This window comes from Streptomyces sp. NPDC048584 (assembly GCF_043199595.1).
In the GTDB taxonomy this organism is placed as follows: Bacteria; Actinomycetota; Actinomycetes; order Streptomycetales; family Streptomycetaceae; genus Streptomyces; species Streptomyces edwardsiae.
The window spans coordinates 143,273-167,193 of record NZ_JBICWF010000014.1; the positions used below are offsets into that span (position 1 = coordinate 143,273).

At 73.1% G+C, this 23,921-nt stretch carries 22 protein-coding genes, 1 tRNA gene and 1 pseudogene; 10 read left to right on the top strand and 14 right to left on the bottom strand.

What is annotated here, in order from left to right; genetic code table 11:
- Positions 1-3: 3 nt before the first annotated feature.
- A complete protein-coding gene (gene selD, locus ACGFR9_RS28065; protein ID WP_393213578.1) occupies positions 4-1,017 on the bottom strand; it encodes a selenide, water dikinase SelD in 1,014 nt (337 codons plus the stop codon).
- A gap of 58 nt (positions 1,018-1,075) precedes the next feature.
- Here selD and ACGFR9_RS28070 point away from each other — a divergent pair.
- Positions 1,076-1,168 (top strand) — tRNA-Sec (locus ACGFR9_RS28070).
- Between the two features lie 71 nt (positions 1,169-1,239).
- Here the strand turns inward: ACGFR9_RS28070 and ACGFR9_RS28075 are convergent.
- Both ACGFR9_RS28075 and selA read right to left on the bottom strand, forming a co-directional pair.
- Positions 1,240-2,943, bottom strand: a pseudogene (locus ACGFR9_RS28075) (GTP-binding protein); the annotation flags it as partial.
- A complete protein-coding gene (selA, locus tag ACGFR9_RS28080) occupies positions 2,940-4,280 on the bottom strand; it encodes an L-seryl-tRNA(Sec) selenium transferase (protein WP_393213581.1) in 1,341 nt (446 codons plus the stop codon). The pseudogene ACGFR9_RS28075 and the gene selA, both read right to left, overlap by 4 nt.
- 170 nt (positions 4,281-4,450) lie before the next feature.
- On the opposite strand from selA, the gene ACGFR9_RS28085 reads away from it, so the two are divergent.
- Positions 4,451-4,861, top strand: coding sequence for a hypothetical protein (locus ACGFR9_RS28085; protein ID WP_393213584.1), 411 nt, complete (start codon positions 4,451-4,453; stop codon positions 4,859-4,861).
- A gap of 242 nt (positions 4,862-5,103) precedes the next feature.
- On the opposite strand, the gene ACGFR9_RS28090 is transcribed toward ACGFR9_RS28085, so the two are convergent.
- Entirely contained in the window at positions 5,104-6,123 is a 1,020-nt protein-coding gene (locus tag ACGFR9_RS28090) for a hemolysin family protein (protein WP_393213587.1), read from the bottom strand.
- Positions 6,120-7,457 carry a hemolysin family protein gene (locus ACGFR9_RS28095; RefSeq protein ID WP_393213589.1) on the bottom strand — a complete coding sequence of 446 codons (1,338 nt, stop codon included), beginning with the start codon at positions 7,455-7,457 and terminating at the stop codon, positions 6,120-6,122. Before ACGFR9_RS28095 ends, ACGFR9_RS28090 begins: the two co-directional genes overlap by 4 nt.
- Positions 7,458-7,771: 314 nt before the next feature.
- Here ACGFR9_RS28095 and ACGFR9_RS28100 point away from each other — a divergent pair, with 314 nt between their 5' ends.
- Positions 7,772-8,716 carry a sporulation protein gene (locus ACGFR9_RS28100; RefSeq protein WP_393213592.1) on the top strand — a complete coding sequence of 315 codons (945 nt, stop codon included), beginning with the start codon at positions 7,772-7,774 and terminating at the stop codon, positions 8,714-8,716.
- A gap of 79 nt (positions 8,717-8,795) precedes the next feature.
- Positions 8,796-9,251, top strand: a complete 456-nt coding sequence (locus ACGFR9_RS28105; RefSeq protein ID WP_030223025.1) for a tellurite resistance TerB family protein — start codon at positions 8,796-8,798, stop codon at positions 9,249-9,251.
- 19 nt (positions 9,252-9,270) lie between these two features.
- On the opposite strand, the gene ACGFR9_RS28110 is transcribed toward ACGFR9_RS28105, so the two are convergent.
- Positions 9,271-10,203 (bottom strand): M56 family metallopeptidase, encoded by a 933-nt coding sequence (locus ACGFR9_RS28110; protein WP_393213595.1) that lies wholly within the window; start codon positions 10,201-10,203, stop codon positions 9,271-9,273.
- 7 nt (positions 10,204-10,210) lie between these two features.
- Complete coding sequence (locus ACGFR9_RS28115) at positions 10,211-10,642, bottom strand: BlaI/MecI/CopY family transcriptional regulator (protein ID WP_393213598.1); 432 nt, start codon at positions 10,640-10,642, stop codon at positions 10,211-10,213.
- 107 nt (positions 10,643-10,749) lie between these two features.
- Between ACGFR9_RS28115 and ACGFR9_RS28120 the strand changes: the two genes are divergently transcribed.
- The 4 genes from ACGFR9_RS28120 (at position 10,750) to ACGFR9_RS28135 (ending at position 13,304) form a co-directional block, all read left to right on the top strand.
- On the top strand, positions 10,750-10,983 hold the full coding sequence (locus ACGFR9_RS28120) for a twin-arginine translocase TatA/TatE family subunit (protein ID WP_393213601.1): 234 nt from the start codon (positions 10,750-10,752) through the stop codon (positions 10,981-10,983).
- A gap of 129 nt (positions 10,984-11,112) precedes the next feature.
- Positions 11,113-11,568: a cyclic nucleotide-binding domain-containing protein gene (locus ACGFR9_RS28125; RefSeq protein ID WP_393213604.1), complete on the top strand. Its 456-nt coding sequence runs from the start codon at positions 11,113-11,115 to the stop codon at positions 11,566-11,568.
- Between the two features lie 5 nt (positions 11,569-11,573).
- Complete coding sequence (locus ACGFR9_RS28130) at positions 11,574-12,236, top strand: CBS domain-containing protein (protein WP_393213606.1); 663 nt, start codon at positions 11,574-11,576, stop codon at positions 12,234-12,236.
- A gap of 249 nt (positions 12,237-12,485) precedes the next feature.
- Positions 12,486-13,304 carry a ribonuclease BN gene (locus ACGFR9_RS28135; protein ID WP_393213609.1) on the top strand — a complete coding sequence of 273 codons (819 nt, stop codon included), beginning with the start codon at positions 12,486-12,488 and terminating at the stop codon, positions 13,302-13,304.
- A 245-nt stretch (positions 13,305-13,549) separates the two neighbouring features.
- On the opposite strand, the gene ACGFR9_RS28140 is transcribed toward ACGFR9_RS28135, so the two are convergent.
- Entirely contained in the window at positions 13,550-14,614 is a 1,065-nt protein-coding gene (locus ACGFR9_RS28140; RefSeq protein WP_393213782.1) for a galactosyldiacylglycerol synthase, read from the bottom strand.
- Positions 14,615-14,862: 248 nt separating this feature from the next.
- On the opposite strand from ACGFR9_RS28140, the gene ACGFR9_RS28145 reads away from it, so the two are divergent.
- Positions 14,863-15,765 (top strand): DMT family transporter, encoded by a 903-nt coding sequence (locus ACGFR9_RS28145; protein ID WP_393213612.1) that lies wholly within the window; start codon positions 14,863-14,865, stop codon positions 15,763-15,765.
- A 13-nt stretch (positions 15,766-15,778) separates the two neighbouring features.
- Positions 15,779-16,513, top strand: a complete 735-nt coding sequence (locus ACGFR9_RS28150) for a polysaccharide deacetylase family protein (RefSeq protein ID WP_393213615.1) — start codon at positions 15,779-15,781, stop codon at positions 16,511-16,513.
- A 28-nt stretch (positions 16,514-16,541) separates the two neighbouring features.
- On the opposite strand, the gene ACGFR9_RS28155 is transcribed toward ACGFR9_RS28150, so the two are convergent.
- From ACGFR9_RS28155 to ctaD, 6 genes are all read right to left on the bottom strand, one after another.
- A complete protein-coding gene (locus ACGFR9_RS28155) occupies positions 16,542-17,387 on the bottom strand; it encodes an SGNH/GDSL hydrolase family protein (RefSeq protein ID WP_393213617.1) in 846 nt (281 codons plus the stop codon).
- A 119-nt stretch (positions 17,388-17,506) separates the two neighbouring features.
- Complete coding sequence (locus ACGFR9_RS28160) at positions 17,507-18,451, bottom strand: ion transporter (RefSeq protein WP_393213620.1); 945 nt, start codon at positions 18,449-18,451, stop codon at positions 17,507-17,509.
- A 261-nt stretch (positions 18,452-18,712) separates the two neighbouring features.
- A complete protein-coding gene (locus ACGFR9_RS28165; RefSeq protein WP_393213623.1) occupies positions 18,713-19,165 on the bottom strand; it encodes a DUF5707 domain-containing protein in 453 nt (150 codons plus the stop codon).
- Between the two features lie 555 nt (positions 19,166-19,720).
- On the bottom strand, positions 19,721-21,193 hold the full coding sequence (locus ACGFR9_RS28170; RefSeq protein WP_393213626.1) for an MFS transporter: 1,473 nt from the start codon (positions 21,191-21,193) through the stop codon (positions 19,721-19,723).
- Between the two features lie 279 nt (positions 21,194-21,472).
- Positions 21,473-21,832: a hypothetical protein gene (locus tag ACGFR9_RS28175; protein ID WP_393213785.1), complete on the bottom strand. Its 360-nt coding sequence runs from the start codon at positions 21,830-21,832 to the stop codon at positions 21,473-21,475.
- An 8-nt stretch (positions 21,833-21,840) separates the two neighbouring features.
- Entirely contained in the window at positions 21,841-23,565 is a 1,725-nt protein-coding gene (gene ctaD, locus ACGFR9_RS28180) for a cytochrome c oxidase subunit I (protein WP_393213629.1), read from the bottom strand.
- Positions 23,566-23,921 lie beyond the last annotated feature (356 nt).

A 23,921-nucleotide genomic window follows, 5' to 3' on the forward strand; every position in this document is an offset into this window, starting at 1 on the left:
GATTCACCTCAGCACGACGGAGTGCGCGCCCCTGGCCACGAGTTCGCCGACGACCGGGGCGCCCGGCACCTCCCCGGCGACGAGCAGCCCGCCCGAGGTCTGGGCGTCGGCCAGGAGCAGCCGGGTGTCGTCGTCCGCGGACCCGAAGTCGGTGAACGGCGTCACCCAGTCCAGGTTCCGCCGGGTGCCGCCGCTGACGTAGCCGTCCCGCACGGCCTCGCGGGCGCCGTCGAGGTAGGGCACGGCGGCGGTGTCGACGACGGCGGTGACGTTCGAGGCGCGGGCGAGTTTGTGCAGATGGCCGAGGAGGCCGAAGCCGGTGACGTCGGTGGCGCAGGTCGCGCCGGCGGCGAGGGCGGCGGCGGAGGCGTCCCGGTTGAGGGCCGTCATCGTGGCCACCGCCTGCTCGAAGCGCTCGCCGGTGGCCTTGTGCCGGTTGTTGAGCACGCCCAGGCCGAGGGGTTTGGTGAGCGACAGGGGCACGCCGGGGCGGCCGGTGTCGTTGCGCAGCAGCCGGTCCGGGTCCGCGAGTCCGGTGACGGCCATGCCGTACTTGGGTTCCGGGTCGTCCACACTGTGGCCGCCGCCCACGTGGCAGCCCGCCGCGGCGGCGGTCTCCAGTCCACCGCGCAGGACTTCGCGTGCCAGCTCGAACGGCAGCACGTCCCGGGGCCAGGCGAGCAGGTTGACGGCGACGACGGGCCGTCCGCCCATCGCGTACACGTCGGACAGGGCGTTGGCCGCGGCGATGCGGCCCCAGTCGTAGGGGTCGTCGACGACGGGGGTGAAGAAGTCGGCGGTGGACACCACGGCCTCACGCCGCCCCGGCAGGGCGACTACGGCCGCGTCGTCGCCGGTGGCGAGCCCGACCAGGAGCGGGATGTCATCGGCGGCCGCCACGGGCGCGGCGAGTCCGGCGAGCACGTCCTCCAGTTCGCCCGGCGGGATCTTGCAGGCGCAGCCGCCGCCGTGCGCGTACTGGGTGAGGCGTACGGGTGCCCGCGTGGGGGAGTTCATCAGCCTGGGCTCCTTGTCGGGGTTCGGGGCGGGTGAGCCGGTAGCCTGGGCGGGCGGTGGAGGCGTGTGGGTGCCTGGTGGCCCTCCCGGTCTTCAAAACCGAGGTGCCCGAGGATCTCGGGCAGGCGGGTTCGATTCCCGTCCGCCTCCGCTCCGGCAGCGCCGGTGCCGGTCGTCCACCCGCTCGGTGAGTCCCTTCTCGTCCAGGAACTCCAGCAGCGGTACGGCGACCCGGCGCGTGGTGCCGAGGGCCCGGCGGGCCGCGCTCAGGGTGAACGGCTGGGGCAGGGCGCGCAGTACGGTGGCGGCGCGGGTGTCCGCGCCCGGCAGCAGGACGATGCCGTCGCCGACCCGCAGCAGCGCGCCGGCGGTGACCGCGGCGGCCAGTTCCCTGCGGCCCAGGCCCAGTTCGGCCAGCCGGCCGGCCTCCGGTGCGTGGAAGGGCGACCGTTCCAGCTCCTCCCGGAGGGTGTCGACGGCGGCCCGGACCGGGGGCGGGAGAACGGGTTCCCGCCGCTGCCGGTGCAGCCGTCCCCTGCCGCGGCTCAGTGCCACCGGGCCCGGGACGTCGGCGAGGGCGTCGACCAGGGCCCGGTCGGGCAGTCCGAGCAGTCGCCTGGCCTCCTCGGTGGGCAGGCCGGGCTCCAGCGGGCGGTCCACGGCGTGCCGTGCGACTTCCTCGCCGAGCCGGCTGCGCAGCGCCGTCCAGTGTTCCGGGTCCGCCAGCCAGTCCCCGGCGACCGGTGGCGCGGGAGCGGGTGCTCCCATCGCCTCCAGCTCCGTACGGCGGACGAGCAGGCGCCGCCGTAGTTCCGCCGCGCCGTCGGGACGGCCGGTCATGCCGTCCAGTTCGGCCGCGCGCGTGCGGGCCGCGCCACGCCGGGTGAGCGGGGGCGGCCGGACGTCGAGCACGGTCACCCCGCGCGGGGGGTGGCGCCGGCCGCCGGGTTCGCGCAGCACCGCGCGGTCCCCGATCCGCAGGGGCAGCTCCCGCGCGAGGCTCAGCCGGGCCGTGTCCGCGCCGAGCGGCCGGACGGTCACCGGCACGGCCGCCGTGCCGATGTGCAGGGTGGACGCGCGGGGCAGCTCGTCGACGGGCGTCGTGCCGATCCGGACGTCGACCGTCGCGGCCGGCAGCCAGCGGTCCGGTGTCAACAGCACCTGTCCGCGCCCGAGTACGGCGTCGGGGGCGCCGTGGACGTTGACGGCCACCCGTGCCACACCGCCGACGGTGTCCCGTTCCTCGTTCAGGCACTGCAGTCCGCGCACCCGCACGGTGGTCGTGCCGTCCCCCGTCACCAGCCGGTCGCCGGTGCGCAGGGTGCCCGCGCCGAGGGTGCCGGTGACGACCGTGCCGTGGCCGCGCACGGTGAAGCAGCGGTCGAGCCACAGCCGTACATCCGCGTCGGCGGGCGGCACGGGCAACGCGCGGGCCAGCGTGGCGAGTTCCTTGCGCAGTCGGTCCACTCCCCCGCCGGTCACCGCGCTCACCGCGACCGTGGGCACCGCGCCGAGGGTGGTGGCGGCGAGGCGTCTCGCGGCGTCCGCGCGGACGGGTCCGGGGTCCGCCAGGTCGCTGCGGGTGACGGCGAGCACGGCGTGGCGCACCCCGAGCGCGTCGAGGATGTCGAGGTGCTCCTGCGACTGTTCCTGCCAGCCCTGGTCGGCGGCGACCACGAACAGCACGGCCGGTACGGGTCCGACGCCGGCGAGCATGGTGGCGACGAACCGTTCGTGGCCCGGCACGTCGACGAGGGCCAGATGTTCGCCGTCCGGCGGGTCGAGCCGGGTCCATACGAAGCCGAGGTCCAGGGTGAGGCCCCGGCGCCGCTCCTCCGCGAACCGGTCGGGTTCCATTCCGGTGAGCGCCCGCGCGAGGGCGGATTTTCCGTGGTCGACGTGTCCGGCCGTGGCGAGCACCCTCATGGGGCCCACCGTTCCTCCACCGACCGGACGGCGTCGGTGAGTCGCCCGTCGTCCTCTTCCGGTACCGCCCGCAGGTCGAGCAGACAGCGCCCGGCCTCCAGGCGTCCCGCGACGGGGACCGGGCCGGTGCGCAGCGCCGCCGCGTAGCGTTCGGGCAGGGACAGGGCGGCGCTGGGCAGGAGCACGCCGGGGGCTCCGCCGCCGCCCACGGTCGCCTCGCTCGGCACGGCCCGTACGTCGACGCCGTCGGCGCGCAGCAGCGCGGCGAGCCGCCCGGCGCGCCGGTTCAGCTCCGCCGGGTCGGCGGCGAGCGCTTCGGCGGTGGGGGTGGCGGGGCCTGTCAGGGTGGCTTCCAGGGCGGCGAGGGTCAGCTTGTCGACGCGCAGGGCGCGGGCGAGCGGGTGCCGGGACAGCGCGCGGATCAGGTCCTCGCGGCCGAGGAGTAGTCCGCACTGGGGGCCGCCGAGCAGCTTGTCGCCGCTCGCGGTGACGAGTGCCGCTCCCGCGGTCAACTGGCTGTGGGCGTCGGGCTCCTCGGGGAGCAGGGGGTGACGGGTGAGCAGTCCCGAGCCGATGTCGACGACCACCGGGACGCCCAGGTCCGCGAGTTCGGTGATGTGCGCGGCACGGGTGAAGCCGGTGACGCGGAAGTTGGAGGGGTGCACCTTCAGTACGAAGGCGGTGTCCGGGCCGACGGCGGCGGCGTAGTCGGCGGCGGTGGTGCGGTTGGTGGTGCCGACCTCGCGCAGCCGGGCGCCGGTGGAGACCAGCAGATCGGGCAGGCGGAAGCCGTCGCCGATCTCCACCATCTCGCCCCGGCCGACGACGATCTCCCGTCCGGCGGCGAGCGCGGTGGCGGCCAGCACCAGGGCGGCGGCACCGTTGTTGACGACGTGTACGGCGTCGGCGGCCGGCACGGCGGCGCGCAGGGCGGCCAGCGCGGTACGGCCCCGGCGTGCCCGTACGCCGGTGCTCAGGTCGAATTCGACGTCGGTGGGTCCTGCGGCGTCCGCAACCGCCTGCCGGGCCGCCGCGGAGAGCGGGGCCCGGCCGAGGTTGGTGTGCAGGACCACTCCGGTGGCGTTGAGCACCGGGCGCAGTCCGCCGGCCGACCCCGGCAGCAGCGCCACGGCGGTGTCGGCCACGGCCTCCGGAGGTACGGCGCCCTCACGGGCCCGCTGCTGGGCCCGGTGGACGGCCGACTTCACCCGTCCGGCCCCGAGCCGGTCCACCGCCCGCAGCAGCCGGGGATCACGCAGTACGGCGTCGGTGCGCGGGATGTGCCGTCGTACGTCCGTGCCGTCGTCCGTCGCGCCGGGTGCGACCCGTTGCTCCACCCCGGTTGCCTCCGTTCAGCCCGCTGCCGCCGGTCGGTCTCCCATCGTCCTCCAGTGCCCCGGGACGGGGACCCGACACGCCGGGCGGCTCCTCCCGTGGGGGTTCCGTGCGGTGTCCGGTGCGGACACCCCGCAGTACGCTGGCCGCATCCGGCCGGCGGGAGCTCGCGATGTGGAAGCGCAGGAAGCACGCCCGGAGCGGGGAGACCCTGCCGCTGGAACTGTGCGACCTCTGCGGGAGGACGTTCCCGTCGGGTGACGCGGTGGTCGGCCATGTCGCGGACTCCTCCTCCGTCCATCCCACCGACGACTGGTCCGACGGCCTGCGCCGGGTGACGGCCTGCTGCGAGACACATCTCGACATGATCCGCGAGACGTACCGGCGCCGCCCGTTCGTGGAGGAGGAGCTGTGGGCGGCGAAGATCACCCGGGCGCTGACGTCCGGCCCTCCGGTCCTGTCCATGGTCCAGCTGGCCCGCCGGACCGGGCTGCACGAGCCGGACATCCGACGGGCGATCGCCTGGCACAACGAACGACGCCGGCGGACGGACGGAACCGGCCCCCCGGGGCCGTCGGCCTGACGCTCCGCGCCGCCGCCCGAGAGGAGGCCCGGCCCCGAGCCCTCGCACTGGACGTACTCGGGTCCGGGACCGGTGCGGCGAGAGGGGATCTCCGTGCTCTCGGTGTGCCGGGCCCTGGGCCTCGTACTGGATGTACTCGGCTTCAGGGCCCGGTGCGGCGAGTGGGGGCACCTCCCGCGCCCTTGAGGCAGCGGGGGAGCGTGCATGGCGTCGCGCGGCAGACGGGAAGGTGACGCCAGGGCCTAGGCCGCCTGCGGCTGCAGGAAGCGGGCCAGGAGGTCGTCGAGGCTGACCATGCCGGTGAGCCGGCCCGTGCTGTCGCGGACCACGGCGAGGGAGGCCCGGCGGCGGCGCAGCAGATCGATCGCGTCGGCGACCGTGGCGTCGTCCGTCAGCTCCGGCACCGGGCGGGCGAGCGCGCGGGCACCGGCCGCCCGTCCCCGGGAGCGGGCCACCACGGCGTCACGCGCGTGCACCGAACCGAGGACCACGCCCCGCTCGCGCACCAGCAGCCGGGTGCGGTCGCGCTCCGCCGCGATCCGCAGGATCTCGTCCACGCCGGCGCCGCCGTCCACCGAGACGATCTCGGACTCCGGCACCTGCAGCTCCCGCACCGGGGTCTCCGGTTCGGTGAGCGAACGCGTCAGCAGCTCCGAGTCCGTCTCGCTGATCAGGCCGAGCCGCTCGGACTCCGCGACCAGATGGGTGAGCTGCTCCCGGTTGTGGACCGAGGCCAGCTCGTCGCGCGGGGTGACCCGGCACAGCCGTACCAGGGCGTTGCTCATCCTGTTCAGCACCGAGATCAGCGGCCGTACGGACTTCACCACGGCCCGGAAGGGCGGCGAGAGCAGCATCGCGGACCGCTCGGGGTGGGCGATGGCCCAGGACTTGGGGGCCATCTCGCCGACCACCATGTGCAGGAACACCACCACGGTCATGGCGACGGCGAAGGCGACGCCGTAACTGACCGCGCTGGGCAGGCCCAGCCGGTGCAGCAGCGGGTCGAGTTCGTGCGAGATCGCCGGCTTGGACACCGAGCCGAGGCCCAGGGTGCAGACGGTGATGCCGAGCTGGGCGCCGGCCAGCATCAGGGACAGCTCGCGCATACCGGCGAGGGCGGCCTTGGCGCCGCCCCGGCCCTCGGCGGCGGCCTTCTCCATGCGGTGCCGCTTGGCGGCGACCAGCGCGAACTCGGCGGCCACGAAGAATCCGCTGCCGATCAGCAGCAGCACGGTGACGAAGAGCGCCATCGGGAAACTCATGTCTGGTCCTCCGTCTCACGGACCACTCGGCTGATCCTCACGCGTTCGGGCACATGCCGGTCGAGGGTGCGTACGTCGATCACGGCGCCGTCCCCGTCGGGCAGCCGCAGCGTGAGCCGGTCCCCGATGGCGGGGAAGCGTCCGAGCCGGTCGACGACCAGGCCGGCCACGGTGTCGTAGTCGTCCTCCTCGGGCAGTTCGACGCCGGTGGCCTCGGCCACCTCGTCCAGCCGGCGGCCCGCGTCCACCAGCCAGCCGTCGCCGTCCGCGACGGCGACCCGGGTGACGGTGTCGGTCTCGTCGGCGATGTCGCCGACGAGTTCCTCGGCGATGTCCTCGTAGGTGACGATGCCGGCCACACCGCCGTGCTCGTCCAGGACGACCGCGAACTCGTCGTCCCGCTCCCGCATCTGGGTGACGGCGTCGGGCAGCGGGAGGGTGTCGGGCAGCAGCAGCGGGCGGCGCGCGACCGCGCCGACCGTGGTGCCGGTGAGCCGGTCGGCGGGCAGCCGCATCAGCTCGGCCACGCCGAGGACGCCGCCGACGTCGTCGGGGTGGTCGCCGAGCACGGGGTAGTTCGAGTGCCCGTACTTGGCGATGAGGTCGACCGCCTCGGCGGCGGTGGCGTCGGCGCGGACGAAGACCGCGTCCACGCGGGGCACCATCACCTCGTCCAGCGTCCGGTCGGAGAACTCCAGGGCATGGTCGAGCAGTGCGGCGGTGTCCTCGGGCAGCGCACCCTGTTCATGGGACTCACCGATCAGATGGCCGAGTTCCTCGAGGGTGGCGCCGTGGTGCAACTCCTCCACCGGTTCGATGCCGACCCGGTGCAGCAGCCGGTTCGCCGCGCCGTCGAAGACGCGCACGAGGGGGCCGACGACCTTGAGGTAGGCGAGGGTGGAGCCGGCCAGCGCCTTCGCGAGACGCTCGGGGACGGCGATGGCGAGGTTCTTCGGGGCCAGTTCGCCGAGCACCATCTGGACGACCGTGGCCAGCACGAAGGCCAGCACGACGGAGATGCCGCTCACGGCCGCGTCGGGCAGGCCCGTGCCGGACAGGGCGGGCTTCAGCAGCGCGGACACCGAGGGTTCGGCGATGAAGCCGACGACCAGTCCGGTCACGGTGATGCCGAGCTGCGCGCCCGACAGCATGAAGGACAGCCGCTCCAGCACCGTGAGGGCGCGGGCGGCCCTGCGGTCGCCGGAGGCGGCCTCGCGTGCGAGGGCGAGGCGGTCGGCCGAGACGTAGGCGAATTCCTGGGCGACGAAGTATCCGGTACCGGCCGTCAGGACGAACACGGCGAGCAGGCCCAGCAGGGCGTTCGCGGCACTCATCGGCGCGTCGATCGCGAGGGGGCGTCCCGCCGCGTGCCGCGTTCAGGGGGTTCCTGGCGGGATGGCCGGGGACTGTGCCCCGGAGGGTCCGTCGGTCTGCCGGACAAGTACGTGCTCCTTCTGTGGGTGTACGGAGGGTCAACGATCGCGGCCGGGACCGTGTTCCCCGTACCCGCAACTGTAAAGGAGAGGCAAAGTGCGGCCCGGCCCCACCCCTCTATGCTTCTACTCGCTTGTAGAAGTTATATCGCGTGCCGCCGTCCGCGCGGCACCCCTTTCCTGGCACATACGCACGTTAAGGAGTGGACGCCACCATGGTGTTCAAACGACTGCTCGGCTCGCTCGGCGTGGGCGGCCCCACCGTCGACACGGTGCTGGACCCCGGCCCGGTCCTGCCCGGCGGGGTGCTCAGCGGCCAGGTCCGTCTCGAGGGCGGCCAGGCCGCGTTCGACGTCGAGGCCATCACACTGGAGCTGGTGGCGCGGGTCGAGGCCGAGCAGGAGGAGGACGAGCGCGAGGGCGCCGTCGTCTTCGAGCGGTTCACGGTCGGCGGCGGCTTCCGGCTCGGCGAGGGCGAACAGCTCGCCGTGCCGTTCGGTGTGACGCTGCCGTGGGAGACGCCGGTCACCGAGCTGTACGGACAGCCGCTGGGCATCGTGCTCGGCGTGCGGACCGAGCTGTCGGTGGCGGGTGCGAGGGACAAGGGCGACCTGGACCCGCTGACCGTCGGCCCGCTGCCCGCACAGGAGGCGGTCCTGGAGGCGTTCGGGGCGCTCGGCTTCGGTTTCCGGTCGGCCGACCTGGAGTACGGGCGCATCGGCGGCACCGGGCAGCGGCTGCCGTTCTACCAGGAGATCGAGATCACCCCCTCCGCCCAGTACGCGCACCAGGTGAACGAGGTCGAGGTGACCTTCCTGGCCGGTCCGGACGGCATGGAGGTCGTCCTGGAGGCCGACGGGCGCGGAGGCCTCTTCTCCGAGGGCCATGACGCGCTGACCGTGTTCCGGGTCGGCCATCACGACTCCCGGGACTGGACCGCCGAGGTGGACGGCTGGATGCGCGAGCTGGTCGAGCGCCGGGCGCCCCATGTCCCGCACCACTCCCCCGCAGGTCATCACCGGTCCTCGGGCCCCGGCGTGGGGACGGCCGTCGCGGCGGGTGCCGCCGGGCTGGCGGTCGGGGTCGTCGGGGGCATGGTCGCGGCGGAGGCCGTGGACGAGATCGGGGACTTCTTCGAGGGCGACGAGGAGGAGGAGTAACTTCTACATTAGTGTAGAAGCACCGGGCGCCCGGAGATCCTTCGGGCCGGGCGCCCTTCCGACCACGTACGGAGTGCTCATGGCCCTGTGGGACCGCTTCAAGGAGTCCGCATCCCAGATGCAGACCCAGCTGACGGCGAAGAAGAACGATCTGAAGAGCGGCGCCTTCCGCGACGCCAGCATGGCGATGTGCGCGCTGGTGGCGGCGGCCGACGGGTCGGTCGACCCGTCCGAGCGGCAGCGCGTGGCCCAGCTGATCGCGGGCAACGAGGTGCTGCAGAACTTCCCCGCCGACGATCTGCGCCGCCGCTTCGAGGAGAACATCGGCAAGCTGACCGCCGACTTCGCCTTCGGCAAGGTGAGCGTCCTGCAGGAGATCGCCAAGGCGAAGAAGAAGCCCGCCGAGGCGCGCGCGGTCATCCAGATCGGCATCGTCATCGGCGGCGCCGACGGCGACTTCGACAAGGACGAGCGGGCCGTGGTCCGCGAGGCCTGCTACGCCCTCGACCTGCCGCCGCACGAGTTCGACCTCTGAACGGGCCGGCCGCCGCGGGTCACAGGGGGGTGGCCGCGTACAGGATGAGGACCATCGTCACGGCGGAGTTCGCCGACGACATCGCGGACACGGCGGTCCCCGCGGCGGCCCCCCACACCGCGAGGCCGGCCAGGGTGAACAGCGACGGCAGCCGGCGCGCCGCCGGCGCGGGGCCCAGCAGGGCCGCCACCCGGCGCGGCACCGGGCCCGCCGCGGCGAGGCCGGCGAGCGTCGCCACGGGAGTGCCGCCCGACACCAGGGCCGCCTTGCCGATCGCCCGCGCCACGGTGCGGCGGCTGCCGACCTTCCGCGCCGCCTCCTCGTCCGCCCACCGCTCCGCCGTATAGGCCACCGCCGTACGCAGCGGACGCAGGAAGGGGTTGGCGCGCGCGGCCAGCTGGACGGCGAGCAGGAAGCGGTGGTGGCGGGCGGCGAGGTGGGCGCGTTCATGGGCGAACAGCGCCCGGCGCTCGCCGGGTTCCAGACGCTCCAGCAGCGCCGTGCTCACCACGACACGGTCCCGCCGGCCGCCCGGCAGCGCGTAGGCGTAGGGAACGCCGTCCGGCAGGACCGCCGTCTCCGTGCCGCGCAGCCCGGCCAGCGCCCGGTGGGCGCGGCGGCGCACCCGCCCGTGCCGCCACAGCGTCCGCGCGCATGCCGTCAGCACGGCGCACAGGGCGGGGATCGCCACCTTCCCGGCCACCTCGTCGTACGGCACCGCGGCCCGCACCTTGGGGTCCGACCAGCCGTCGGGCAGCGGGTTGCCGGGCAGCTGGGCGGTGCCCACGACCATCAGCAGCCCCAGACAGACCGTGCTGCAGACCGCCATCACCGCGGCCACCCCGGTCAGCAGCCGGGTCGCCGTGCGCGGATGCAGATGCTGCTCGGCGAGGCGCGCGATGGGCCACGCCGTCAGGGGCAGCACCAGTGGCAGTAGGACGAACACCCCCATGGCGGCCTCAGACTTCCCCTTCGTCCTTCGTCTGGCGCAGCAGTTCGCGCAGCAGGCGTTCGTCGTCCGGTCCGAGACCGGTGACGAAGCTCGCCAGCACCGCCTCCCGGTCGCTCTCCGCGTCCAGCACCCGGCGCATCCGGTGGGCGGCGAGGCCCGCCTGGTCGGACGCGGACGTCCAGGCGAAGGACCGGCCCGTACGCTCCCGGGTGACCACGCCCTTGGCCAGCAGCCTGGTCAGGATGGTGATGACGGTCGTATAGGCGAGGTCGCCGCCGAGGCGCTCCTGCACCCGGCCGGCCGTCGCCGGACCGTCCGCCTCCCGCAGTGCCGCCAGGACCAGTGCCTCCAGTTCACCCTGCCCACGGCGCCGGGAACCCTCCCGCTGCTCCGTCACGCCCGCCTCCCTTCCGCCGCCGCCTGTTCGCCGGGCAGACATCGTATAGACGCCCGCGGAATCCGTACGCCGGACCACCCCCGCCGTTCTCTACAGTGATGTAGATTCTGCCCGGGCCGTCCGTGCCACGGAGAAGGAGCTTTGCACCCATGTTCGGACTGAGCGAACTGGCCGTCGTCCTCATCGTCGTCATAGCGGTCCTCGCCGCCAGGAAGCTCCCGGAACTGACCCGCTCGGCGGGCAAGTCGGCCCGCATCCTCAAGGCCGAGGCCCGCGCGATGAAGGAGCGGGAGGAGCCGCCCGGGACTCCCGGGACCCCGCGCGTCATCCAGGGCGAGACGCTGCCGCCGCGCACCGCGGAGGACACCCCGCCACGGCCCTGATGGGGCCTAACGGCCCCCTGTCGGGGCCGGTCGGCCCGTGGTGTCTCCTCCGGGGCGGTCGCACGCTGGCATCGAGGGCCGCGAAGTCGCCCGTTCGGCTCCGGCGGCAGCCATCGAGAGGAGACGGCGATGACGTCCACCACCACGCTGACCGCGGGTCTCCCGGCCGAGTACCGGGACCGGCTGATGGGCCACGCCCGCGAGGTCTCCTTCGGCGCCGGGGTGCGGCTGTTCGAGGAGGGCCGGCGCGCCGACCGGTTCTGGATCGTGCGGACCGGAACCGTCGCCCTCGACCTTCAGGTGCCCGGCCACCGCGCGGCCGTGATCGAGTCGCTGGGCCACGGTGAGCTGATCGGCTGGTCCTGGCACTACCCGCCGTGCCTGTGGCACCTGGGCGCCGAGACCACCACCCCCGTACGGGCCTGGGAGTTCGACGCGGAGGGCGTACGCGCGCTGTGCGCCGCGGACGCCGAACTCGGCCGGATGATCGCCGTGTGGGTCGGCCGGGTGGTCGCCCAGCGGCTGCACGCGACCCGGGTACGGCTGCTCGACCTGTACGCCCCCTACGGCAGCGGAAGCAGGTGACCGCCGTGAACGGCAGCCCGTACACCGTGGGCGACGTCATGACGCGTGCCGTCGTGGCGGTCGGCCGCGACACCCCGTTCAAGGACGTCGTCCGGCTGATCCAGGAGTGGAAGGTCAGCGCGCTGCCCGTGCTGGAGGGCGAGGGCCGGGTCGTCGGCGTCGTCTCCGAGGCCGATCTGCTGCCCAAGGAGGAGTTCCGCGACAGCGACCCCGACCGGCTCACCCAGCTGCGCCGGCTGTCCGACCTCGCCAGGGCGGGGGCGCTGACCGCCGGGGAGCTGATGAGCAGCCCCGCCGTCACCGTCCACGCCGACGCGACCGTCGCCCAGGCGGCCCGGGTGATGGCACGGCTCCGGCTGAAGCGGCTGCCCGTCGTGGACGGCGAGGGGCTGCTGCGGGGCGTCGTCAGCCGGGTCGACCTGCTGAAGGTGTTCCTGCGCCCGGACGACGAGATCGCCGGAGAGGTCCGCCGGGAGGTCGTCGGCCGGCTCTTCCCGTCCCCGCCCGGCACGGTGGGGGTGGAGGTGGCCGACGGCGTCGTCACCCTCACCGGACGTGTCCCCGACACCTCGCTCGTGCCCGTTGCCGCCCGAGCGGTGCGCGCCGTCGAGGGGGTCGTGGACGTGGAGTTCCGGGTCTCGGACGGGGCTCTGACGGCCCGGCGGTAGCGCAACCCCTGTCACCCGCCGGGCGGACAGGGTTCCCGCACGCGGCGCAGGGCGTGTTTCGCGGCCCCGGTGCGAGGTGAATCCGACACTGATGTGGACGCCACGGCGCATGGCGCGGCCGCCGCGGGTGCCGGGCGGCCGGGGCCGCCTGCCCGCCGGGGACGCGGTGTCGGCGTACCCTTCGGCTCGCGGACCGCGCGAGGCGGCAGCGGCCGGGTGCGTACTGGCGAGCCGACGAAGGAGCGCACCGTGAGGCGTCATCTGCGCGCGTTCCGGCACGGATGGGAGTGGCTGGGCGCCGATACGCTGCTGCGGCGGGGCCGTGACCTCGAACTGATGCACAGGGCCATGGGGTTCGCCACGCTGGCGCTCGTCACACTGGCACCCCTGTTCATCGTGATCGCCGCCGCCGATCCGCTCGGGCGGGGCGGGTTCTCCGCCTGGCTGGCGGACGGCATGGGGCTGTCCGGCCGGTCCTCCCGCGTGCTCACGGAGATCATCAGCCCGCCGCGCAAGGTGGTCGGTACGACCAGCGTGTGGGGTGTGGTGGCTCTCGCCGCGTTCGGCATCCCGTTCGGCGGCAGTGTGCAGAACGGTTTCGAGCGGATCTGGAACCTGCCCCCCGGGCCCTGGCACCGGATCTGGCGTCAGGCGACCTGGCTGTGCGTGCTGACCGCGTTCCTCTACCAGGAGGCACAGACCCGCGGCGCCCTGCACGGACCGGAGCGGATTACCCTGTCCCTGGTGACCGGCGTCCTGTTCTTCTGGTGGGGGCAGCGCTTCCTGCTGGGCGGCCAGGTCCGCTGGTGGCATCTGCTGCCGGGCGCGCTCGCCACGATGGCCGGCCTGATCGGTCTGCGGGGCTTCTCCTACTTCGTCTTCACCCCGCTGATCGTGGACAACGCGATCAGCTACGGCACGGTCGGTGTCGTCCTCGTCGTCGAGTCGTGGCTCATCGGCGTGGGCTTCGTCATCTACGGCGGTGCCCTGTTCGGTCGCTGGCTCCTGGACCACCACGGCCACCGCTGGACCACCGGGGACACGCAGGCGCCGCCCGCGGACGCCTGACGCGCTCCGCGCGGAGCCGCCGGCGAGTGCGGCCGCCCGTTCCCCGGAGGGTGCCGGCCGGGGCGGTGACCCGTGCGCGCACGCCGCCGGTACGGTCGCCCGGCCGGGCCACACGCGCGGGCTTCCCCGCTTTCGCGCGCCGGCGGTGGGAGGCCCGCGCGCTTCCGGTCGCCGCGCCGGATCGCACGCGTGAGGCGCGTTCCCGGTCCGGGCGCCGACCGCGCGCACGGTCCGGGCCGGTCATGTCAGGCGTGGGACATCGCGCCGAGTGCCGTCACCCGGGTCAGTGCGTCGGTGTGGAAGAGTTCGCGGCCGCGGGTGGTGCGGCGGTCGCGGTGCGGGCCGTCCGGGGTCAGGTGTCGTAGGGCGTTCAGCAGGGCGGTGGGATCGGGGGCGAGCTCCGAGGCGCCGAGTGCCGCCATGCGTCGTACGCCCTCCGCGCCGTGGCCGGGCAGCGGGCGGTAGCCCACCACGGGCAGTCCGGCGGCGAGGGCCTGTACGGCGGTCTGGCCGGCGGCGTTGTCGACGAGGACGCGGGCCGCGTGCAGCAGGCCGGGCATGTCGGTGACCCAGTCCGGTACGAGCGCGCCGGGAACCCGGGCGAGGCGGGCCCGCAGAGGTGCGTTCCGGCCGCAGAGCACCACCGGGAGGAAGCCGGCGCCGACGAGCAGCCGGGCCGTCCCCTCCAGTTCCGAGGCCGCGCCCCAGGCTCCCGCCGACAGGACGACGGGCGGGCGCCCCGGCGCGTACGCCCCGAAGCGCCGGCGCCACGCCTCCGCGCCCGCCCCGGGGGCGAAGAAGCCGGGGGCCACGACGGGTCCCGTCGCCTCGGCGGGCACCGGGACGGTCTCGCGCACGGTCCGCGCGGCCTCGTCGGTGAGGCAGAGGTAGAGGTCGTTGCCCGGGTGGAGCCATTGCCGGTGGACGGCGAAGTCGGTCAGGAGGACGGCGCTCGGGGGCCGCAGCAGCCGCCGGTCCCTCAGGTGGCCGGTCAGCTGGGCGGCCAGATGGAAGACGGGGACCACCACGTCGGCGCCGGAACGTTCCGCGAGGTCCGTCAGCCCGCCGCCCGCCAGCCGGGCGAGCGGGGTGCCGTCGGGCCTGCGGTGCGGGCCGGGGCGCAGCAGCGCGCGGTAGAGGCCCGCGTACGCCCACGGGAAGTGCCGTATCGACGACCGGTAGAAGAGGCGCAGCCCCGTGCCCAGGCCGTACGGGAGCAGTCGCAGGAGGTCCACGACCTGGGCTTGGTGGCCCTGCTCGCGGGCGCGGCGGGCGAGTTCGCCGGCCACGGTGTCGTGGCCGGCGCCCATGCTCGCGCTGACGATCAGCAGGCGCAGTCCGCGGTCCGCCGGGGCGGGCCGGTGGGGCGCCGGGGACGGTGCGTGCACAGCTGGCGGGTCTCCCTCCGCCACGTCGGCGAAACACCCTTTGCCGCGTTTCGGCGGCTGTGTCCGGGATACTCCCGGTGCCCCCTCCCCGCCGAACGCGCAGCCGAGGTGCACCATGACTCACCCTTCCGCCCCGCACGCCGCCGTGTCCGGCTGAGCGGCGGTACGGCGTGCTGGTCGTCGTACTGGCCCTGCTGGCGGCGCTGTCCAACGCCACGGCCTCGGTACTGCAGCGGCGGGCCGCGGCGGACGAGCCGGACGGCGGCGCGGGAACGCGCCAGGCAGTCCGCTGGCTGCGGAACGTACTGCGGCGGCCCCTGTGGGTGGCGGGTGCCGGGATGCTCGCGTTGTCCACCGTTCTGCAGGCGGCGGCCCTGGGCCTGGGCAGTCTCGCGCTGGTGCAGCCGCTGATGGCCGCCGAGCTGCTGTTCACGCTCGTCGTCGGCAGCGCGGTCTTCCATCGCCGTCCGGATCCGCGGACATGGCTGGCGTTCGCCGCGCTGGCCGCCGGACTGGCGGTGTTCCTGACCTCGGCCGCGCCCACCGCCGGCCGCTCCACGGCCTCCGCGGGGCGGTGGCTGGTGGCCGCGGGGGTGGTCCTGGGGGTCGTGGCGGTGCTGACGGCGACGTCCCGCGGGGTGCGCGGCGCACCCCGCGCGGCGCTGCTCGGGCTGGCGTCCGCGGTGTCGTTCGCCCTGACGGCGGCGCTGCTCAAGGAGGTCACCGGCAGGCTCGCGGACGGAGTGGGGACCTTGCTGACGACATGGCCCCTCTACGCCACGGCCGCCGCCGGAGGCGTCGCCTTCCTGCTGCTGCAGGCAGCGTTCCGGGCCGGGACGCTGGCGGCGTCCCAGCCCGCTCTGACCCTCGGTGACGCGCTGACGAGCGTGGCGCTGGGGTGGGGGCTGTTCGGGGAGCAGATCACGCTCGGGGTGCGGGTGGTGCCCGCGGTGCTGGGCCTGCTGCTCATCGGGGCGGGCACCGCCCAACTGGCGCGCGCCCCGTCGGTCTCCGGACACTGGGACGAGGCACCACGGCCGCCGGACACCGGCCCGGGCCGGCCGCTGCCGTGAGGAGTCAGCGCCGATGCCCCGTTCCCCTTGGCACGCGACGGCCACCGTGCTCGCTCCGCTCGCCGCCGTCGGCGCGGCGCACATCGTCCCGGCGGCGACCTGGCTGCCCGTGGTGCGCCGCCGTCTGCCGCGCCTCGCCGGCGTCGGCGACCCCGCCCATGTGGCACTGACCTTCGACGACGGGCCCGATCCCGAGTCCACCCCGCGCTTCCTCGACGCCCTGGACGCGCTGGGCGTCCGGGCGACCTTCTTCGTCCTGGGCGACGGCGTCGTACGGCATCCCGCCGTGGTGCGGGAGACGGTCCGCCGGGGGCACGAACCGGCGGTGCACGGCTGGAGCCACGACCGCCCCTGGCGGCCGGCCCCGGCGGACGACGTACGGTCCCTGCTGCGGGCGGCCGGCGCGGTCCTGGAAGCGACGGGCCGGCGCCCCCGCTGGTACCGCCCGCCCTACGGCATCCTCACCGGCGGACGCTGGGCCGCCGCGCGCACGGCGGGTCTGCGGCCGGTGCTGTGGAGCGTCTGGGGCAGGGACTGGACGGCACGGGCCACCCCGGCGTCGGTGCGTTCGGCCGTGACGGCCGGTCTGCACGGCGGCGAGACCGTCCTGCTGCACGACACGGACCGCATGTCGGCCCCGGACAGCTGGCGGGCCACACTCGGCGCCCTGCCCGGCGTGGTGAACGACTGCCGCGCCGCGGGGCTCTCGATCGGCCCGCTCGCCGAACACGCGGTACGGGGCGTCTGAGGCGCCACCCGGCATCCGCGCGCTCGGCTCACGCGTCCCCCGCGCGGACCGCCGCGGCCAGTGCGCCGCCGATCGCCCGCGCGCCCGCGGCGTTGGGGTGCAGGGGTGCGGCCGGGCTGGTGGGGGCCACACCCTCGATGTAGCGGTCGGCGGGGGCGGCGCAGGTGTCGTGGCCGATGCCCAGGGTGTAGGTGTCGACGAAGGTGGCGCCGTGCGCCTCGGCCGTTCGGCGCAGTGCGTCGCTGAGGTGGTCGACCGCGCCCTGGAGGTAGTTGGCGTCCTGTTTCCAGAAGGGCTGTACGGGATGGCAGCCGTCGGCGCGGAGGTAGTTGCCGTAGCCGACGACGAGGATCCCGGCGTTCGGCGCACGCCGGGTGATCTCGTCGAGAACGCCGGCGAAGGCGGGCGCCCAGGCGTCGATGCGGGCCGCGACCTTGTCGGTTCCGCCCGCGGTGTTCCGCTCCGCGCAGCTGGTGCCGAGGGGCGGGGGAAGGAGGTTGACACAGCGCAGCGCCTCGTCGAAGAGGCCGGTGTCGTTGCCGCCGATGGTGATGCTGACGAGGTCGGTGCCGGGCGTGAGCGCATCGTACTGGGGTGGGGTGCCCGGGTACGGGGAGCCGCTCAGATGGCCGACGGTGGCGGCGGAACAGCTGACGTCGGTGAGCCGTGCGCCGAGCGCCTCGGCGGCGATGCGCGGATAGCCGGCCAGGGAGCGCACGCACAGCGGGGCCGCCGGATCGGGCGGCGGCACCAGTGGCGCGGCGGCGTAGGAGTCCCCGAGCGCGACGTAGTCGAGTGGTTCGGCCGCGTCCGCGGCGGCCGACAGGGCGCCGGTGACCAGCAGGGTGGCGAGGGCGATGCGCGCGATGTTCAAGGACGGCCTCCGTACGGCGGCCACGGGCATGCGATGCCGCCTCGCGACGAGCATGCCCGGACGTCCGTACCACCGCACGGCGGACGGCGGATCGGTACTCCCGCCGGATGACATCACGGTCAGGAACGGCGAGCCCGTCGCTCCGGACCCGGTACCGTCCGCGCGCCCGCCCGCTCCTCGCCTCCGAACGGCCCGGTCCCGGCGGCGAGGTCGCGTTCCAGGTCGTCCAGGGCCCTGCGGGCCACCTCGATACGAAGGCGCAGCTGCTGTCCCTCCGCCGGCCGGCGCGCGAGTGGTGCCTCCCCTTCCCTCTCGTCCATGTCCCGGGCCTCCTCGAGTGAGGTGAGGACGACACCGATGAGGACGTTGACGAGGACGAAGGAGGCGAGCAGGACGTAGGAGGCGTAGTAGAGGAGGCTCCAGCGGGAGATCTCCAGTCCCGCGTGGACGGCGTCGCCTATGCCGTCGAGCATCATCAGGAGGAAGAGCGTGAGGACGGCGCGGCCGATGGAGCCGTAGTGCTCGGGATCGTGACGGCCGAAGAAGACCCAGCCGACCATGGCGTACATGTACAGCAGCAGCGCGCCGACGAGCAGAAAGCTCAGGGTGCCGGGCAGGCTGCGGGCGACCGCGACGAGCACGATGCGCAGCTGGGGCAGGAAGCGGGCGGTGCGCAGCACCCGGGCCAGCCTGAGCAGCCGCAGCACGGTGGTGTTCTCACGGACGACGGGCAGCAGGGTGCACAGGATGACGGCGAGGTCGAAGAGGTTCCACGGGTCCTTGCCGAAGTCCCGGGGACGGTCGGCGTGGGCGGCCACGCGCAGCAGGATCTCGACGGTGAACGCGGCCAGACAGGCGTGCTCGGCGAGCCGTAACCAGCGGTGCCACTCCTCAACGAATCCGGAGTACGTCTCCAGACCCAGCAGCGCGGCGTTGGTGAGGATCAGGGCGAAGACGGTGAGAGCGAACCAGCGGGCCTCCGTGATGTCACGGCAGGTGCGCGCGAGTCGCCGGCGCCCGGACAGGGCTGTGGATCCGACCGGGTGGTCCTGGTGCTGCGGCATCCTGCTGCCTTGTCTCCTCCGGGCCTGCGGCGGTCCGCCCCCGGCCGGATCGGCCGGACACGGGATCGGTGAACGATCATGCTCCGGAAGAGACTTCTACAGCACTGTAGTTGCCCGCGTGCGACCACCCCGGCGAAACCGTGACGTCCGGCCGGGGGTCCGCCGTTCCCAGGCTCCCGTGCGCCCGCGGGCGGCGGACCGGCCCGACCGGTCCCGGGGGTGACCGCCGACCGGCAAAGACCGCGACGGGCGGTGTCCGGGCTATCCGGCTGTGAAGTCGGCCGCCTTCGTGTCCAGGGTGCGGGAGCCGTCGTCCGCGGTGGCCAGGACCGCGATGTGCCACAGGCCGCCGGGCGACGAGTCGGCGTCGGCCCTCGTGACGGTGATGGTGTAGGTGCAATGGGCGGTGTCGTGGCCGGAGGGCTCGCAGGTGGCGGATTCCGCCGCGGCCATGTCCTTGGCGGTCAGCTCCTGCTCGGCGAAGGAGGAGTTCTCGGGCCAGGCCAGGACCTTGACGCTCTTGACACCCGAGGACGCGGTGACGTCCGCGGTGAAGGTGAGCGAGCCGTCGCGGTCCGCGCCGGGAGCGGTGTACCGCGCGGCGCCGTCACCCAGGGCCGGAGGCTGCTCGCCGGCGTGGGCGAGAGCGAAGGCACCGGCACCGGCGAGCACCACGGCACCGGCTGCAACGGACAGAACCACACGAGGCGACATGAGAATCTCCCACACTTCATCGGCTGGACCGGGCGAAGCCCCATGGCTGCCCCCTGCCGTCGATCATCGCCGGGCGGGACGTACGGAACATGAGCGCGGGTACTCAACGGGGCATGAGTAAGTACCCGGTGCGGCCTCCGTGTGGGAGGAACGCCTCCCCGGAACCGCCCCGGCGGGTGGGGCCGCCGGCCGTGGCCGCCCGGTACGAGGTCGCCCACGGGGCGGCGGCCATCGGAGGGGACCTCTTCTCCGTCCACCGGACGCCGTGCGGCGTTCGGATCCTCCTCGCCGATGTGCGTGGCACGGGGCTCCAGACGGTGCGCACGGTCAACGCCCTGCTCGGCGCCGCCTTCCGTCAGGCATCCGACCCTCAGCCGGATCTGCCCGGTGTCGTCCAACAGTTGGAGAACCGGATGCGGGGCGGGGGCCGCAGGGGCGGACGGGGCGGAAGCCGAGCCGTTCGCCACGGCCGCCGTCGCGGGGCTTTCCCCCGATCTCGGTAGGGGCGGGATCCGATGCGACCCGTCCGCCGGAACCCGACCGGTCTCCGGCTCGTCATGCTTCCGAGGTCTTGCTCCTCCCGGCTGACAGCGGGGTGGCGACGTCCTCCAGGGAACGACGTTCCGCGTTCACGGCGAGGAACGCGGCCACGATGCCCGCCGCGCACATCAGACCCGCGCCGATCTGGAAGGCGAGGACCGCGTCGGGCACCTTGCCGGAGCCGGTGAGCTCGGCGAAGATCAGCGGTCCGCTGATACCGCCCGCGGCGGTGCCGATGGCATAGAAGAAGGCGATGGCCATGGCCCGGGTCTCCATCGGGAAGATCTCCGAGACCGTGAGGTAGGCGCTGGACGCGCCGGCCGACGCGAAGAACAGGACCGCGCACCAGCAGGCCGTCATGGTGGTCGCGCTCAGCGAGCCCTGGTCGAACAGCCAGGCCGTGGCGAACAGCAGCACTCCCGAGACCAGATAGGTCCCGGAGATCATGATCCGCCGCCCCACCGTGTCGAACAGGTGGCCGAGCAGCAGGGGGCCGAGGAGATTGCCGATCGCGATGACGGCGAAGTAGTACCCGGTGCTCCCGGACGGGACGTCGAAGAACTGGGTGAGGATCGCGCCGTAGCCGAAGGTGATGGCGTTGTACAGGAACGCCTGGCCGACGAAGAGGGAGAAGCCGAGGACGGCCCGCTTGCGGTACTTGGCGAAGACGGTGTGGGCGATCTCGGTGAAGGTGGTGCGCGTGCGCTGGTGGATGACCATCTCCCCCTCGGCGGGGGGCAGCGGTTCGCCCTTCTCCGCCTCGATCGTCTTCTCGGCGTCACGGACGATCCGTTCGGCCTCCTCCTCCCGGCCGTGGATCAGCAGCCACCGTGGACTCTCCGGGACGTGCCGTCGTACGAGGAGGATCACCAGGGCGAGGACGGCGCCCAGGGCGAAGGTGAGCCGCCAGCCGACGTCCCTCGGGAAGATCGACGTGTTCAGCGCGACGATCGACAGCAGCGCACCGCCGACGGCGCCCAGCCAGTAGCTGCCGTTGACGACCAGGTCGACGCGTCCCCGGTAGTACGCCGGGATCAGCTCGTCGATGGCGGAGTTGATGGCCGCGTACTCACCACCGATACCGAAGCCCGTGAGGAAGCGGAAGAGGAAGAACCACCAGGTGTCGAAGGCCAGCGCGGTCAGCGCGGTGGCGGCGAGATAGACGGCGAGGGTGATCAGGAAAAGCTTCTTGCGGCCGTAGATGTCGGTCAGGCGCCCCCAGAACAGCGCGCCCGTGCAGGCACCCGTCACATACAACGCGGCGGCGATGCCGGTGATCTGACCGGAGGTGATGTCCAGACCGCTGCCGGGTTCCGCCAGCCGGCCGGCGATGTTGCCGACGATCGTGACTTCCATGCCGTCGAGGATCCAGACGGTGCCCAGACCGATGACGATGGACCAGTGCCAGCGCGACCACGGCAGCCGGTCGAGACGTGCGGAGAGGTCAGTGGTGATCGTGCGTCCGGCCGCGGACCGAGCGGTGCTCATAAGCCGTCCTCCCGCGGGAGCGAACCCCCGCTGGGTTTGCCCCGCGCATCCGTCCTGCGCTCACCAGGGTTCACCCGAACTTCCCGGGTTCCCCGTGCCCGTGACGGCATGTGGACTCACCTGACCGGTCGGCCCACTGTCGTCGTCGCGTGACGACGGGAGCCATGGACGCCGGTGGCGCCGGCCACGTCCCGGCCGTTCCGGGTCAGGTCGACGCGGTGGACGGTGCCGTCGGACGGTGGAGCGGATCCCGCTCTCGTCAGCTTCGCCACCCGAGATCTATCTCCGGACGAGAAGTGAGGTGATCACCGCGGACGCGGCACCGGTGAGACTCACGACGACCGTGACAAGGCATCTGCTCCGAAGGAGTCGATAGCGGTCTTCGTACTCGGTGCGCAACTCGGCGATCCTGCCGCAGATCCGCCTGATGGTCTCCTGTGAGAGTCGGAGCCGGTCGGCCGCGTAGACGCGTTCCACGTCTTCGCGTTGGGCGGTCGTCAGCCATGGAAGCTGCTCGGTGAAACGCCTGGCCTGCCGCCGAGCGTTCTCGACCTCAGCGGCCCACAGCAGGTGGCCCTCGAGCCGGGCGAGCCCGCGGGCGTTGTCCTCGCTGGAGTGCACGGCATCCCCCGAGTTCATTCGCGGCGTCACTGCCGTTCGTCCTTGGAGAGGGCCTTCTCACCGTGGCCGGTGTTCTGGAGTTCGTCGAGTGCGGTGATGTCCGGGTGATGCAGGTCGAACGCCGGGGATTCACTGCGGATCCGCGGCAGGGTGGTGAAGTTGTGCCGCGGCGGCGGGCAGGAGGTCGCCCACTCGAGGGAGCGGCCGTAGCCCCACGGGTCGTCCACCTCGATCTTCTTGCCGTACTTGGCCGTCTTCCAGATGTTGTAGAAGAACGGCAGGATCGACAGACCGAGCAGGAACGAGGCGATCGTGGAGACGGTGTTCAGCGCGGTGAACCCGTCGACGGCGAGGTAGTCGGCGTACCGGCGCGGCATGCCCTCGGCGCCCAGCCAGTGCTGGACGAGAAAGGTGCCGTGGAAGCCGGTGAACAGCGTCCAGAAGGTGATCTTGCCGAGGCGTTCGTCGAGCATCCTGCCGGTCATCTTGGGCCACCAGAAGTGGAATCCGGCGAACATCGCGAAGACCACCGTGCCGAAGACGACGTAGTGGAAGTGCGCCACCACGAAGTACGAGTCCGTGACGTGGAAGTCGAGTGGGGGCGAGGCGAGGATGACACCGGTGAGGCCGCCGAAGAGGAAGGTCACCAGGAAGCCCGCCGACCACAGCATCGGGGTCTCGAAGGAGAGACTGCCCTTCCACATGGTGCCGGTCCAGTTGAAGAACTTCACGCCGGTAGGGATGGCGATCAGGAAGGTCATGAAGGAGAAGAACGGCAGCAGCACACCGCCGGTGGCGTACATGTGGTGAGCCCACACGGTCACCGACAGACCCGCGATCGCGATGGTGGCGCCGATCAGGCCCATGTAGCCGAAGATCGGCTTGCGGGAGAAGACCGGGATGACCTCGGAGACGATGCCGAAGAACGGCAGCGCGATGATGTACACCTCGGGATGGCCGAAGAACCAGAACAGGTGCTGCCACAGCAGTGACCCACCGTTGGCCGCGTCGAAGACGTGCGCGCCGAACTTGCGGTCGGCCGCCAGCGCGAGCAGCGCGGCGGCCAGGACCGGGAAGGCGAGCAGGACCAGCACACCGGTCAGCAGCACGTTCCAGGTGAAGATCGGCATACGGAACATCGTCATGCCCGGAGCGCGCATACAGATGATCGTGGTGATGAAGTTGACCGAGCCGAGGATGGTGCCGAAGCCGGAGAGTGCCAGACCCAAGATCCACAGATCGCCGCCGGGGCCGGGTGAGCGGACCGCGTCCGACAACGGAGAGTAGGCGAACCAGCCGAAGTCCGCCGCCCCGTTGGGCGTGAGGAAGCCGGAGATCGCGATCAGCGAGCCGAACAGGAACAGCCAGTAGGAGAACATGTTCAGCCGCGGGAAGGCGACGTCGGGCGCGCCGATCTGCAGCGGCATGATCCAGTTGGCGAAGCCCACGAACAGCGGTGTCGCGAACATCAGCAGCATGATCGTGCCGTGCATCGTGAACGCCTGGTTGAACTGCTCGTTCGACACGATCTGCAGGCCCGGACGGGCCAGCTCGGCGCGCATCACCAGCGCCAGGATGCCGCCCAGCACGAAGAACGCGAACGAGGTGGCGAGATACAGGGTCCCGATCGTCTTGTGGTCCGTGGTCGTGATCCACTTCACCACGACGTTGCCGGGACGCCTGCGCCTCACCGGCAGCTCGTCCTCGTAGACCTCCTCGTCGAGCGAGCCCACCGCGCTCTCGTTCGCCATCGTCTCGCTCCTCCTGCGCTGGAACAACCCTCCACGGGCACCGCGCCGCAATCTATCCGAACTGGGACAATGTCGGACACTACGACGTGATGTGTCGGCTCGTACGCGAGCAGACACGTTCGGTGAGGGCGAGCGGCGACCCCTTGCCGGCGCAGGGCCGGTCCTGGGCATCGGCACCGCGCCGGACCGGGATTCCCCGGCCTCGCCGGACGCCGCCTCACGTGACCTTCGCGGTCGCAAGGTCGATACTGCCCATGTAGGGCTCCTGCCGGCACGCAGTCGACACGCCGAAGGAACCTGACGACGCGTTACCGAAGTCGGCGTCGAGTCGGCGGCAGTACCGCCGGAACCCGCTC